Origin of the sequence: Streptomyces sp. WAC 06738 (assembly GCF_003945505.1) — a bacterium.
Taxonomy (GTDB): Bacteria; Actinomycetota; Actinomycetes; order Streptomycetales; family Streptomycetaceae; genus Streptomyces.
In genome coordinates this window covers 3,708,712-3,721,028 of sequence record NZ_CP029618.1, presented here as the reverse complement: position 1 = coordinate 3,721,028, position 12,317 = coordinate 3,708,712, and the positions used below count along the sequence as shown (strand labels likewise).

At 75.7% G+C, this 12,317-nt stretch carries 13 protein-coding genes, 1 pseudogene and 1 riboswitch; of the genes and pseudogenes, 9 read left to right on the top strand and 5 right to left on the bottom strand.

Annotation, left to right across the window (positions count from 1 at the left end):
• Positions 1–35: 35 nt before the first annotated feature.
• Both DMB38_RS16015 and DMB38_RS16010 read right to left on the bottom strand, forming a co-directional pair.
• A complete protein-coding gene (locus tag DMB38_RS16015) occupies positions 36–404 on the bottom strand; it encodes a metalloregulator ArsR/SmtB family transcription factor (RefSeq protein ID WP_125935767.1) in 369 nt (122 codons plus the stop codon).
• Between the two features lie 49 nt (positions 405–453).
• Positions 454–876, bottom strand: a complete 423-nt coding sequence (locus DMB38_RS16010; RefSeq protein WP_206337700.1) for a GNAT family N-acetyltransferase — start codon at positions 874–876, stop codon at positions 454–456.
• A gap of 95 nt (positions 877–971) precedes the next feature.
• Positions 972–1,160, top strand: a riboswitch (cobalamin riboswitch).
• A 174-nt stretch (positions 1,161–1,334) separates the two neighbouring features.
• On the opposite strand from DMB38_RS16010, the gene DMB38_RS16005 reads away from it, so the two are divergent.
• From DMB38_RS16005 to DMB38_RS15990, 4 genes and pseudogenes are all read left to right on the top strand, one after another.
• Positions 1,335–2,192 carry an ABC transporter substrate-binding protein gene (locus tag DMB38_RS16005; protein ID WP_125939070.1) on the top strand — a complete coding sequence of 286 codons (858 nt, stop codon included), beginning with the start codon at positions 1,335–1,337 and terminating at the stop codon, positions 2,190–2,192.
• Positions 2,189–3,226, top strand: a complete 1,038-nt coding sequence (locus tag DMB38_RS16000) for an iron ABC transporter permease (RefSeq protein ID WP_125935766.1) — start codon at positions 2,189–2,191, stop codon at positions 3,224–3,226. Before DMB38_RS16005 ends, DMB38_RS16000 begins: the two co-directional genes overlap by 4 nt.
• Positions 3,196–4,017 (top strand): annotated as a pseudogene (locus DMB38_RS15995) (ABC transporter ATP-binding protein); the annotation flags it as partial. The gene DMB38_RS16000 and the pseudogene DMB38_RS15995, both read left to right, overlap by 31 nt.
• Before the next feature lie 251 nt (positions 4,018–4,268).
• Positions 4,269–4,961 (top strand): (2Fe-2S)-binding protein, encoded by a 693-nt coding sequence (locus DMB38_RS15990; RefSeq protein ID WP_125935765.1) that lies wholly within the window; start codon positions 4,269–4,271, stop codon positions 4,959–4,961.
• Between the two features lie 40 nt (positions 4,962–5,001).
• Here DMB38_RS15990 and DMB38_RS15985 read toward each other — a convergent pair whose 3' ends face one another.
• Positions 5,002–6,366, bottom strand: coding sequence for a deoxyribodipyrimidine photo-lyase (locus tag DMB38_RS15985; RefSeq protein ID WP_125935764.1), 1,365 nt, complete (start codon positions 6,364–6,366; stop codon positions 5,002–5,004).
• Between the two features lie 142 nt (positions 6,367–6,508).
• Here DMB38_RS15985 and DMB38_RS15980 point away from each other — a divergent pair, with 142 nt between their 5' ends.
• The 5 genes from DMB38_RS15980 (at position 6,509) to DMB38_RS15960 (ending at position 10,319) form a co-directional block, all read left to right on the top strand.
• Positions 6,509–6,793 (top strand): hypothetical protein, encoded by a 285-nt coding sequence (locus DMB38_RS15980; RefSeq protein WP_047016631.1) that lies wholly within the window; start codon positions 6,509–6,511, stop codon positions 6,791–6,793.
• A gap of 65 nt (positions 6,794–6,858) precedes the next feature.
• Positions 6,859–7,281, top strand: a complete 423-nt coding sequence (locus DMB38_RS15975; protein ID WP_125935763.1) for an STAS domain-containing protein — start codon at positions 6,859–6,861, stop codon at positions 7,279–7,281.
• A 176-nt stretch (positions 7,282–7,457) separates the two neighbouring features.
• The gene (locus tag DMB38_RS15970; protein ID WP_125939069.1) at positions 7,458–8,372 is read left to right on the top strand and encodes a SigB/SigF/SigG family RNA polymerase sigma factor; all 915 of its coding nucleotides are present in this window, start codon (positions 7,458–7,460) and stop codon (positions 8,370–8,372) included.
• A gap of 74 nt (positions 8,373–8,446) precedes the next feature.
• Positions 8,447–9,940 carry a phosphatase PAP2 family protein gene (locus DMB38_RS15965; protein WP_240662708.1) on the top strand — a complete coding sequence of 498 codons (1,494 nt, stop codon included), beginning with the start codon at positions 8,447–8,449 and terminating at the stop codon, positions 9,938–9,940.
• Positions 9,941–9,962: 22 nt separating this feature from the next.
• Entirely contained in the window at positions 9,963–10,319 is a 357-nt protein-coding gene (locus tag DMB38_RS15960; protein WP_125935761.1) for a PRC-barrel domain-containing protein, read from the top strand.
• Positions 10,320–10,357: 38 nt separating this feature from the next.
• On the opposite strand, the gene DMB38_RS15955 is transcribed toward DMB38_RS15960, so the two are convergent.
• Positions 10,358–11,278: a YihY/virulence factor BrkB family protein gene (locus DMB38_RS15955; protein ID WP_125935760.1), complete on the bottom strand. Its 921-nt coding sequence runs from the start codon at positions 11,276–11,278 to the stop codon at positions 10,358–10,360.
• A gap of 90 nt (positions 11,279–11,368) precedes the next feature.
• Complete coding sequence (locus tag DMB38_RS15950; protein WP_240662288.1) at positions 11,369–11,956, bottom strand: VanZ family protein; 588 nt, start codon at positions 11,954–11,956, stop codon at positions 11,369–11,371.
• Positions 11,957–12,317: the final 361 nt, after the last annotated feature.

Sequence of the window (12,317 nt, the reverse complement as noted above, 5' to 3'; positions counted from 1 at the left end):
GGCCCGGGGGCTATTCCCGCGGGGCGGTTACCGGTTCAGGAGTGCCAGGGCTCGCCGGTCATGAGGTGGTCGGCGTGGTTGAGGGCCTCGACGACGAGACCGCGCAGATGCCCGTCGCGCAGCGAGTACACGACGCGGCGGCCCTCCTTCCTGGAGTGCACCAGGTGGGCGAGGCGCAGCTTGGCCAGATGCTGGCTGACGGCCGGCCGGGCGGCGCCGCTGGCGGTGGCCAGCTCGGTGACGTCGGCCTCGCCCTCGGCGAGGAGCCACAGCAGGTGCAGCCGCGTCGCGTCGGCGAGCAGCGCGAAGACCGTGCTCGCGGCTTCGAGCTGCTCCCGGTCGGGCGTCCACTCGTGACGGTGGACGGCGGGGGTGGGCGAGGGGGCGGTGTCGCGCTCCGGCATGCGCCTATCGTATGGCGGTACGAGGCCCGGGGCCGGGCGTCGCGGCTGCTCAGCCGGCGCGGTACATGCCGAGGGAGCCGTGCCCGGCGACGTCGGCGAAGCCGAACTTCTCGTACAGGAACCGGGCGGGCCCGTCGGCGACGAGCGACACGTACGCGGTGGCGGGCGCCCGCCGGTCGAGCTCCGCGACGAGCTCCGCCATGATCTGCTTCCCGAGCCCCTGCCCCTGGTGGTCCGGCAGCACGCACATGTCCACCACCTGGAACACGGTCCCCCCGTCCCCCACGACCCGCCCCATCCCCACGGGCACCCCGCGGTGGTACACGACGACCCCGTACCAGGTCTGCGGCAGCCCCACGGCGGCGGCCTCGGCCGCCTTGTCCGACAACCCGGCCCCGGTCCGCAACCGCCGGTAGTCCGCGACGGACGGCACCCCGGCCCGTATCTCGTAAGGGTCACTCATGGATTCCATGCGTTACACCCTAACGGGGTGCCGCCGGCGATCAGGTGGCGGTGCCCGCTCCCGGGCACCTGTCATGCACGCCACGTGCCCTCCCCCGGGAGGGGGTTCGTCTGCGATGATGGCGCTGCCAAAGGTGACGGCGGAACGAGGAAACCGGTGTGAATCCGGTGCGGTCCCGCCACTGTGATCGGTGAGCCGGCTTCGAACAGGCCACTGCCCCCGCGGGGGTGGGAAGGCCAGGGGCCGGCGGTGAACCGAGAGCCAGGAGACTCACGTCGTCGCCTCCTCGACGGATCTGGGGCGGATTTCCCCGGAGAGGAGCGTGCGCCGTCGTGCGTGCCCTGCTGCGCGGCCCGGTGCGGTCGTTGCGTGTGGTCGTTCCCCTTTCCCTGCTCCTCGCCGCCGCCTGCGGGGGACCCGCGCGGGACGGCGGGCGGGTGGAGGGGGAGTCGCCGCCCGGGTTTCCGGTGACCGTCGGCAACTGCGGGGTCGAGACCGTCTACGAGCGGCCCCCCGAGCGGGCCGTGACCCTCAACCAGCACGTCACCGAGATCATGCTCGCCCTCGGGCTGGAGAACTCCATGGTCGGCACCGGCTATCTCGACGACGAGATCCCGCCCGCCTACCGCGAGGCGTACGACGGCATCGAGGTGATCGCCGACGAGTACCCCTCGTACGAGACCCTTCTCGCCGCGGAACCCGACTTCGTCTACGGCGGGTTCGCCAGCACCTTCGAGGAGGGCCGCGGCCGCGACGCGCTCGCCGGGGCCGGCATCGACTCGTACCTCAGCCTGGAGGCGTGTGCCGAGCCGCCGGTGACGGTGGACCTCATGGACCGCGAGATACGCACCGTCGCCGAGGTGTTCGGCGTCCCGCGGCGGGCGGAGAAGCTCCTCGGCGAGCTGCACGGGACGCTCGACGGCGTGCGGGACGCGGTCGCCGGGGTGGAGGCCGCGGAGGTCTTCGTCTACGACAGCGGCGACAAGACCGCGTTCACCGCGGGCGGCGGCGGGATCGGCAACGAGATCATCGAACTGGCCGGCGGCGCCAACGTCTTCGCCGGCCTCGGCAAGCCCTTCGGCGACGTGTCGTTCGAGCAGGTCGCCGCCCGCGCCCCGGACGCGATCGTCGTCTACGACTACGGCGACCGGTCCGTCGCCGACAAGAAGCGGTTCCTCCTCTCCCACCCCGCGCTCCAGGACGTCCCGGCGATACGGAATGAACGCTTCGCCGTCCTCCCGCTCTCCTCGACCGTCCTCGGCGTACGGGTCCCGGAGGCCGTCGACTCGCTGGCCCGCCAGCTCCATCCGGACCGCTTCCGGTGACGAGGGCCCGGGCGCTGCCCTTTCCCGCCCTGCTCGTCCTCCTCCTCGGCCTGCTGCTGCTCTCCGCCACCGCCGCCGTCGCCCTCGGCTCCGTCCGCGTCCCCGCGGGCCAGGTCTGGGGCATCCTCCTGCACCGCCTCCACCCCGCCCTCGCGGACCCCGGCTGGAGCCCCGTGCGCGAGACCATCGTGTGGGACGTGCGCCTCCCGCGCGTGCTGCTCGCCGGGGCGGTGGGGGCGGGGCTCGCGGTGTGCGGGATGGCGCTCCAGGCGCTCGTACGGAATCCGCTCGCGGACCCCATGCTGCTGGGCATCTCCTCGGGCGCCACGGTCGGCGCCGTGCTCGTCGTGGTCTTCAACGTCACCATCCTCGGCCTCTTCACGCTGCCGCTCGCGGCCTTCGCCGGCGCCCTCGCCGCGCTCGTCGCCGTCTACTTCCTCGCGCTCGGAGCCGACGGCCGCATGACGTCGCTGCGCCTGGTGCTCGCGGGCGTCGCCACGGCCGAAGTCCTCTCCGCCGTCGTCGGGTTCCTCATCGTCACCTCGGGCGACCCGCACAAGACGCAGGCCGCGCTCCGCTGGATGCTCGGCGGCCTCGCCGGCAGCACCTGGCGGCTCATCTGGATCCCGCTGGCCGTCGTCGTCCTCGGTACGGTCGCGCTGCTGGCCGTCGCCCGGCCGCTGAACCTGCTCCTCGCCGGCGAGGAGGCCGCCGCCGCCCTCGGCCTGGACGTGCACCGCTTCCGCTCCGCGATGTTCGCGCTCGTCGCCGTGATGGTCGGCGCGGCCGTCGCGGTGAGCGGGGCGATCGGGTTCGTCGGGCTGATCCTGCCGCACGTGGTGCGGCTGCTCACCGGCGCCGACCACCGGCGGGCGCTGCCCGCGGCGGCGCTGCTCGGCGCGGCGTTCCTCATCGCCGCCGACCTGGCGGCGCGCACGCTGATCAGCCCCGAGGAGGTCCCGGTGGGAGTGCTGACGGCGCTGGCCGGCGGGCCGTTCTTCCTCTGGCTGATGCGCCGCGGGGCCGCCCGGTGACCGGCCGCGCGCCCGGCGCCCCCGCCGCGCCCGGCGCCCTGCGGCTTGAGTCCGTCACCGTGACCGCGCGCGGGCGCACCCTCGTCGATGCGGTCTCCCTGGACATCGCGCCCGGCGAGGTCGTCGGCCTCCTCGGCCCCAACGGCGCGGGCAAGACGACGCTGCTGCGCACCGTCTACCGCGCGCTGCGGCCCACCTCCGGGCGCGTACTCCTCGACGGCGACGACGTGCGCGCGCTGCCCGCCAAGCGGCTGGCGCGGCGGCTCGCCGCGGTGCTCCAGGAGAGCCCGGGCGCCTTCGAGCTGACGGTGTACGACGTGGTGGCCATGGGCCGGACGCCGCACAAGCGCGCCTTCGCCGGGGACGACGACGCCGACCGCGCCGTCATCGCCGGCAGCCTCGCGGCGGTCGGGGCGGCGGAGCTGGCCGGGGCTCCGTTCGACCGGCTGTCGGGGGGCGAGAAGCAGCGGGTGCTGATCGCGCGGGCGCTGGCGCAGCGCGCGGGCACGATGGTGCTCGACGAGCCGACCAACCACCTCGATCTGCGCCACCAGCTCGACGCCCTCCGCCTCGTCCGCGGCCTCGGCGCCACCGCGCTGGTCGCCCTCCACGACCTCAATCTGGCGGCCGCGTTCTGCGACCGCATCTGCGTGCTACGGGCCGGCCGCGCGGTCGCCGCGGGCCCGCCGGCGCAGGTGCTGACGCCGGCGCTGCTCGCGGAGGTGTACGGGGTGGCGGCGGAGGTCACCGTCCACCCGGCCACGTCCCGCCCCCACATCACCCTGCTCCCGGACGGGCCCCTGCCGGGAGCGGCCAGGGCGGGAGGCCCGGATGCGCCGGGCGGCGCGGGGCTGCCCGGGGACGCGGATTCGCTAGGGGACGCGCGCGTGCGTGATGGCACGGGCTCGCACGGCCCGTTCGGCGTGCCTCCGGACGACGCCCCACCCCCGCGCATGGTCCCGCCCGGCCCGCCGGAGCCGCCCGTGCCACCCGAGCCGCCCACCGCCGCCGCGCCGTCCGACCCCGCCCCGAAGGGAGCACCGTGACACCCGCCGACCAGCCCCTGCCCCCGGCCGTCGTCGCCGCCGCGCTCGAAGACGCCGCCGCACTCGGGCCGTTCTTCGCCCTCGCCGTCGCCGGGCCCGGCGACGGCTGGCACCCCGTCACCGACACCTACGCCCGCGGCGCCGCCGACCTCGTCGCCGCCACCGCCGGCCGCTACGGCACCGCCGAACTCCGCATCGGCGCCTCCCTCGTCCAGTTCGGCCACGCCTCCCGGCTCTGGTCCCCGGTGCTCGCCTGCGCCCTCCTCCACGGCGTCGTACCGGACCTGACCGGGCTCCAGCGCGCCGACGAAGGCCCCGCGCTCCGGCTGCCCGTGCCCTTGGGGCGCCCGGCGCCCGCGGCGGCCCGGCTGCCCGAGGTGCTGTACGAGGAGGTGGTGACCCGGCACCTGGAGCCGCTCGCCGCGGGGCTGCGCGTCAAGGTCGCCGCCGGGCTGCTCTACGGCAACGCCGCTTCCGCGCTCGTCGGCGCCGCCGCCGCGCTCCGCGCCGCCCGCCCGGCGCTGGGCGACCCGCTCACCCGGCTCACCGGCGCCCTGCTGGGCACGGGGCGACTGGCCGGCACGGGACTGCTCACCGGGCCGGGGCTGACGTTCCGGCGCCGTAGCTGCTGCCTGTACTACCGCGTCCCCGGCGGCGGCACGTGCGGCGACTGCTCCTTGCGTACGTGACGGCCGCCCGCCCCGTACCACGCCAGGACCCGCCACCGCCTCACCGCTTCCCCCGCCCCCGCAGGAACCGGTCCGCCCCCTCCGCCAGCTCCACCACCCGCTCCGGATACCCCGACTCCGCCCGCTCCCCCGCCGGCAGCCTCCACGGCCGGTGCACCGCCGCCCCCGCGATCCCCGCCAGCTCCGGCACCCACCGCCGCACGTACGCCCCCTCCGGGTCGTAACGCCGCGCCTGCGCCAGCGGGTTGAGCACCCGGTTCGGCCGCGTGTCGGTGCCCGTCCCGGCCACCCACTGCCAGTTGAGCTGGTTGTTCGCGATGTCCCCGTCGACCAGCAGGCCGAGGAAGTGCGCGGCGCCGACCCGCCAGTCCACGTACAGCGTCTTCGTCAGGAAGCTCGCCGTCAGCAGCCGCCCGCGGTTGTGCATCCAGCCCTCGTGCGCGAGCTGCCGCATCGCCGCGTCGACGATCGGGTAGCCGGTCCGCCCCGCGCGCCACGCCGCGGTCCCGCCGGCGTCCGTGCGCCACCGGTCGCCGCGCGGGCGGTAGTCGGCGTGCGCCGCGTCGGGGCGCGCGGCGAGGACCTGGTGGTGGAAGTCCCGCCAGGCGAGCTGCCGGACGAAGGCGTCGGCGCCCGGACCGCCCGCCGCGCGGGCGCGGTGGACGAGTTCGGTGGCGGAGAGCGTGCCGAAGTGCAGGTGCGGGGAGAGCCGGGAGGTGGCGTCGCCGGGGAGGTCGTCGTGGCGGTCCGCGTACGCGGCCATCCCGGTACGAAGCCAGGCGGCGAAGCGCCGCCTGCCCTCCTTCTCGCCGCCGCGGGCCAGGCCCGGTGAGGTGCCGGAGACCTCCGCGCGCGCCGGGAGCGCGAGCGAGCGGACCCCCGCGGGCACCGGGACGCGGCGCGGCGCGGGCAGCGGCGTGCGCGTCCCGGCGGCGCGCCAGCGGCGGAAGTACGGGGTGAACACCGCGAAGTGGTCCCGCCCCTGCGGCGTCACCGCACCCGGCGCCAGCACGGTGACCGCCGCCTCGTGCACGACCAGCCGCCGCCCGTCCGCCGCCAGCGCCTCGCGCAGCCGGGTCTCGCGGCGCTGCGCGTACGCGCTGACGCCCGCGGCGACGTGCACCTCGGCCGCCCCCGCCGCCGCCGCGACCCGGACGGCCTCGCGGACCGGGTCCCCGGCGCGGACGACGAGGCGGCCGCCGCGCGCCCGCAGCGCCTCGTCGAGACCGGCGAGGCAGTCCGCGAGGAACGCCCGCCTGTTGGGCGGCGCGAACCCGATCCGGGCGAGGGCGTCGTCCGCCACGAACAGCGGCACGACGTCATCGGCGGCGCGCACGGCGGCGTGCAGCGCGGGGTTGTCGTGCAGCCGCAGGTCGGACGTGAAGAGGCAGACGGCGACGCTCATCCCGGCATTCTCACGGCGCCGCCGCCCCGGCGCCGCGCCGCCATGCCGGTGGCGTACGCCCCGGCCCGTCCCGTGACGTACGCCACCGAAGCCCCGCCCCGGCGCGGCGTTTACCGATTCGTTACTCGGCAAGACGCCGTGAATGCCGAACAGAAGCAGACCCAGTGCGGCGGCGGTGATCGCCGGGATCGCGGATCTGGCCGCGATCGTGATCGGACTGTGGATACTCCTGTACGTCCTCGACGCGAACCGCTCGAACGACTTCGTCGCCTTCGTGCACGACATCGCGAGCTGGCTCGCGGGCTGGTCCCGCGACATGTTCACCGTGGACCCCGACTGGTGGCAGGTCCTGCTCAACTACGGGATCGCCGCCTGCGTCTACCTCGCGGTCGGGCACACGGTGTCCAGGACCGTCAAACGGTGGTGACCTGACGCCGGAGGCAGCAGCGGGACCGGAGGCCGCAGGACCGGAGGCCGCGGGAGGGAGGGACGATGAGGGCACACCGGCTGACGTTGCACGTGCTCAGCTCCAGCGCGCAGTGCGCGGTGATCCGCGTCGGCGGCGAACTGGACCACGGGGGCGAGCGGCTCTTCCTCGACACCGTGGGGTCGTGCGTGGACTCCGGGCACCGCTACGTCGTCCTCGATCTCACCACGCTCACCTTCTGCGACTCCCGCGGCCTCAACTGCCTCTTCGCGGTGCGCTGGCTGCTGCGCCGGCAGGGTGGCGAACTGCTGCTCGCCGCCGTCGGCCGGCGGGTGACGTACCTGCTGGAGCAGACCGGCAGCACCGACGTGATCGCCACGTACCGCAGTGTGCGGGAGGCGCTGGAGCACGTGCCGGAGCCGCTGCGGGCGCGCTGGCCGCCCGGCGCGGTCCCGGACGCCGCGCGCCCCTCGCGCCCCGATCGTTGACGCGTGCTGCAAATGGCCCAGGGACGAGCGGAAATGCGAGCTGGAAGGGGTGTTGTCGGACCACGTTGGTTACGGATGCAAAGTAACGGTCAGGTATAGCCGCCGTGATGACGGGTAGCTGCACACAACGCCTGTCGAGCAGAAGTCCACATCAGGGGGACACCATGACGACATTCGTGACGCGCGACCACGGGCCCGGGACCGGCCACGCCACGGCAAGCGACACCGGCCCCGGCCCCGCGACGGGCACCGCCCCGGCCACCGACACGGGCGCAGACCCGCTCGCCGGCCTCGACCTGCCGCCGCTGCCCGAGCTGCGCGAGGCGAGTACCGCCGACGCGCGCGCCCTGTCCCGGGTCCTCTTCGCCCGGCTCGCGGAGCTGGAGGAGGGCACGTACGCCTACTCGTACGTCCGCAACACCCTCGTCGAGCTGAACCTCGCGCTCGTCCGCTACGCCGTCAGCCGCTTCAGGCTGCGCAGCGAGTCCCGCGAGGACGTCGTGCAGGTCGGCACCGTCGGTCTGATCAAGGCGATCAACCGCTACGACCTCGGCGAGGGCACCGAGTTCCCCACGTTCGCGCTGCCCACGATCATGGGCGAGATCAAGCGCCACTTCCGCGACACCTCCTGGGCGGTGCGGGTGCCGCGGCGGATGCAGGAGCGGCGGCTGACGCTGGCGAAGGCGAGTGCGCGGCTGGAGCAGACGCTGGGCCGCGGCCCGAGCGTCGCGGAGCTCGCGGAGCAGACCGGTCTCGACCCGGACGAGGTCGTCGAGGGGCTGGTCGCCGCCAACGCGTACAAGACGTCGTCCCTCGACTACCACGCCGCCGACGAGGAGGGCGAGTCCTTCCTCGCGCGGCGCACCGGGGTCACGGACCCCGACCTGGAGAAGGTCGAGAACCTGGTGTCGCTCAAACCGCTGGTCGAGGCGCTGCCGGAGCGCGACCGCAAGGTGCTCGACCTGCGGTTCGGCGCCGAGATGACGCAGAGCGAGATCGGCGCCGAGCTCGGCATCTCGCAGATGCACGTGTCCCGGCTGCTCTCCTCGATCCTCAGACGCCTGCGCGAGGGACTGACCGAGCCGGCGTGAGCGCGGGCGCGCGCCTGCGGCGGGGCGGGCGGTCCGTGCGCCCCGGCCGCGTACGGCGCCGGAAGGCGACCGGGATCGCCGGGGCCCGGCGGCTGCGCCGGGCGGACCACGCCCTCTTCGCCCGGATCGCCGCGACCCGCTGGCCCGGCGCCGAGCCGGTGCTGCCGCGGCTGAGCCGCGCCGCCGACCACGGCGTCCTGTGGTTCGGCACCGCCGCGGCCGTCGCCGCGCTCGGCGGCTCGCGCGGGCGGCGTGCCGCGCTGCGCGGGCTCGGCTCGCTGGCGCTGGCCTCCGCGACGGCGAACACCGCGGGCAAGGGCGCGTTCCGCCGCGCCCGCCCGGTGCTCGACGCGGTGCCCGTCATCCGGCATCTCACGCGCCAGCCGATCACCTCGTCCTTCCCCTCGGGACACACCGCCTCCGCCGCCGCCTTCGCGTGCGGCGTCGCGATGGAGTCCCCGCGCTGGGGCGCCGCCCTGGCGCCGGTCGCGTGGTCGGTCGCCTTCTCCCGGATCTACACCGGCGCCCACTACCCCAGCGACGTGCTCGCCGGGGCCGCGCTCGGGCTGGGCGCCGCGCTCGTCGTACGCCGCCTGGCGCCGCCCCGCGCCCGCGGGACCCACCCGGCGCCGCCGCCCGCCGAGGCGCCCGCGCTGCCCGCGGGCGCCGGGCTCTACGTGGTGGTCAACCCCGCCTCCGGCGCGCAGCAGTTCGGCGACCCGGTGCAGCAGCTCGCGACGGTGCTGCCGGAGGCCCGGGTGGCGCTCGCCGACACCCCGGCAGGACCCGGGGCGGGACCGCTGCCCGAGTTGCTGGACACCGCGGCGCGGGAGGCGGCGCGGCACGGCGGCGCCCTGGGCGTCTGCGGCGGCGACGGCACGGTGGCCGCGGCGGCGGAGGCGGCCCTGCGGCACGGCGTGCCGCTGGCGGTGCTGCCGGGCGGCACGTTCAACCACTTCGCCACCGACCTCGGGGTGGAGAGCATCGCCGAGGCCGGCGAGGCGGTGACGCACGGCAGCGCCGTCGCCGTGGACGTCGGCCGGCTCCGCCCGCGGGAGCCCGCGGGCCCGCCGGCCCTCTTCCTGAACACCTTCAGCCTCGGCGTCTACCCCGAGCTGGTGCGGCGGCGCGAGCACTTCCCGCCGCCGTTCCGCGGCCCGCTCGGCACGGTCGCGGCGGTGCTGCGCGTCATGCGTACGGCACAACCCATCAGTGCGCGGATCAACGGCCGGCGGCGGGAGGTGTGGCTGCTCTTCGCGGGGTCGGGCGCGTACCACAGCGTGGGCATCGCGCCCGTGCGCCGCGACAACCTCGCCGACGGCGTGCTGGACGTGCGCATCGCCCGCGCCGGGGACTTCGCGCGGGCCCGGCTGCTGGCCACGGCGCTGGCCGGCGGCCTGGCCAGGACCCGGCTGTACGCGGCGGGCCGGCTGCGCCGGATCGTCGTCTCGGGGCTGCCGGAAGGCACGCGGATGGCCTACGACGGGGAGGTCGTCCCCGCGCCGACCGCGTTTGAGCTGGATAAGCTCGAAAGAGCGCTGACCGTCTACCGGCCGGCAAGGAGCTGACGCATCCCCCCGGGAGGCCCGCATGATCGAGGCACACGACATCCGTGAGTGGCGCGGCCACGCGGTCCGCGGCGCGGACGGCGGCAAGATCGGCGAGATGGAGGCCGTCTACGTCGACACCCGCACGGACATGCCGTCGTTCGCCACCGTCAAGGCGGGCGTGCCGGGGCGCAAGCGGCTGGTGTTCGTCCCGCTGGAGGGCGCGTCCGTCAGCCCCGGGTACGTGACCGTCGCGTACGACAAGGGCCGGGTGAAGTCCGCGCCGTCGATCGACACGGACGGGGAGCTGGCGTTCGAGGAGGAGCCGGCGGTCTTCCGGCACTACGAGCTGGAGTACGAGTCGGGCGCGGCGGGCGAACGCCGGCTGGCCCGCCGCTGACCAGGCTCCCGGCCCGGCGCCTCAGGGCGCCGCGGTCCTCACCGCGGTACGGCAGGCACCGCAGGGCGCCGCGGCGGGCGGGCGGCCTCCGGCGTGCCCTCGCCGCGCGCGAGCAGCGCGTTGAACTGCGCGCCCGCCAGCAGCGCAAGGTTCGAGAACCACAGCCAGATCAGGAAGACGACGACCCCGGCGAGTGACCCGTACAGCCTGCTGTACGTCCCCGCCGCGTACGACGCGTACATCGCGAACCCCACCGACGCCAGCAGCCACAGCACGCCCGCCAGCAGCCCGCCCGGCACGGCGTGCGACACGGCGCGCGACTCCGGCGGCCCCGAGCGGAAGAGCAGCAGCACCAGCAGCGCGGCCACGAAGACCAGGAACGGCCAGCGCAGGAAGTCCCAGAGCGCCGCCGTCTGCTCGCCCATCCCCAGCGGCCGCCCCAGCGCCCGCATGCCGGGCCCGGTGACCACGAGCGTCAGCGCGGCGGAGACCAGCAGCGTCAGCAGCAGGAGCGCCATCGCCAGGATCGCGGGCGCGCGGCGCAGCACGGGCCGGCTGTCGGAGGTGCCGTACATCGCGTGCAGGGCGCGGCGGAAGACGGACAGGAAGCTGCACGCCGACCAGACGGCGCTGGCCGTGCCCACGCTGGTGAGGATCCAGGCGGTGGAGTGGCCGCGGGTGACGTCGTGGAGGGCGTCGTTGAGCGCGGTGTCGGTGCCGGTGGGGGCGAGCCCCGCGATGTAGGCGATGAGGGCTTCGGTGCCGGAGGGGTCGGCGAGGCCGATGACGGTGAGGGTGACGAAGAGCGTGGGCAGGACCGTGAGTATGGCGTAGTACGTGAGGGCGGCGGCCCAGTCGCTGATGTCGTCGTCCCAGAGGGCCACCGGGGTACGGCGCAGGGCGGCGCGGTAGCGCGCCCCGTTCGCCCATCTGCCCCGTGCGTGCACCCCACGCTTCATCGGTCCATGCTCCGCTCTTCGTTCTCTCCGCGCCCGCCGGGCACGCCGCCGTGGACCGTTCCTGTCTACCGCGTGCGGGCCGCCGGCCCTTCAACCGGCCGGGCGCGGCCCGCGGAAGATGCGGTGCCACCAGCGGCGGCGCGGCGGGTGAACGGCGCGGCCGAGGCGGCGGCCGAGGAACAGATAGCCGAGGAAGGCCCCGGTGGTGTTGAGGATGACGTCATCGATGTCGAACGCCCGGCCCGTGAGGAAGGTGCCCTGGACCACCTCGACGGCCGTCATCACCGCCGCCGTGCACAGTCCCACCCGCAGCAGCCCCCGGGCGGGCGGCACGAGCACGGGCAGCAGCAGGCCGAAGGGCACGCCGAGGAGGATGTTGCCGCCGAGCTGCCGGACGGTGTCGACGAACGCCGGCTGGGTGAGGTAGTCGCGGATCGAGTCGCCGGGGCGCAGGTTCGTGTGCGTCACCGGCTCCGAGGCGGACGACCCCTCCAGCGTCAGCCGCGCCAGCACCACGGCGAACGCCACCATCAGGGCGAACGCGACCAGCATCGCGGCCGCGCGCACCCACCGGGCCACGGGCGGTGCGCCGGCCGGCGGCTCCGCGGGCCGCTCGCCGGCGGCGGCCGTGCCGCCGGTCGCGGCGGTCGGAGGCCGGAGCTTTCGGGAGATGCCCATCATGCCTCCCCGAGGCCGGCGGGAGTGCCGCGGGCGCATCGCCACTCGTCGGCGGACGGGGGCGCGGATGACATGAATCCTCCCTTCCGGGGGCCGGGCGGGGCGCCCGGCGCGGTGTCAGCGGGCGGTTACCCGGCCGTCCGGGCGGTATGCACGGGGGCGTGACCTGCGGGGCGGGCGCGGCCGGTGGGGCCGCCGGGAGGTGTGCGCCGGTGCGCCGGGGGCGCGACGGGCGTACGGCGGTCGCTGCCGGGTGCGAAGACTGATACGCCGCGGCGCGGGCCGGCCCCGTGTCCGGCCCGCGCCGCGGCTGTCCCGGTGCGGTGGAGGTGATCGGTGCGGGGTGCGCGGGGGAGGCGCA

Bases quoted from the DNA above. Each gene is read 5' to 3' on its own strand.
- DMB38_RS16015 (WP_125935767.1), bottom strand. From the start codon at position 404: ATGCCGGAGCGCGACACCGCCCCCTCGCCCACCCCCGCCGTCCACCGT.
- DMB38_RS16010 (WP_206337700.1), bottom strand. From the start codon at position 876: ATGGAATCCATGAGTGACCCTTACGAGATACGGGCCGGGGTGCCGTCC.
- DMB38_RS15985 (WP_125935764.1), bottom strand. From the start codon at position 6,366: ATGAGCGTCGCCGTCTGCCTCTTCACGTCCGACCTGCGGCTGCACGAC.
- DMB38_RS15980 (WP_047016631.1), top strand. From the start codon at position 6,509: ATGCCGAACAGAAGCAGACCCAGTGCGGCGGCGGTGATCGCCGGGATC.
- DMB38_RS15975 (WP_125935763.1), top strand. From the start codon at position 6,859: ATGAGGGCACACCGGCTGACGTTGCACGTGCTCAGCTCCAGCGCGCAG.
- DMB38_RS15960 (WP_125935761.1), top strand. From the start codon at position 9,963: ATGATCGAGGCACACGACATCCGTGAGTGGCGCGGCCACGCGGTCCGC.
- DMB38_RS15955 (WP_125935760.1), bottom strand. From the start codon at position 11,278: ATGAAGCGTGGGGTGCACGCACGGGGCAGATGGGCGAACGGGGCGCGC.
- DMB38_RS15950 (WP_240662288.1), bottom strand. From the start codon at position 11,956: ATGGGCATCTCCCGAAAGCTCCGGCCTCCGACCGCCGCGACCGGCGGC.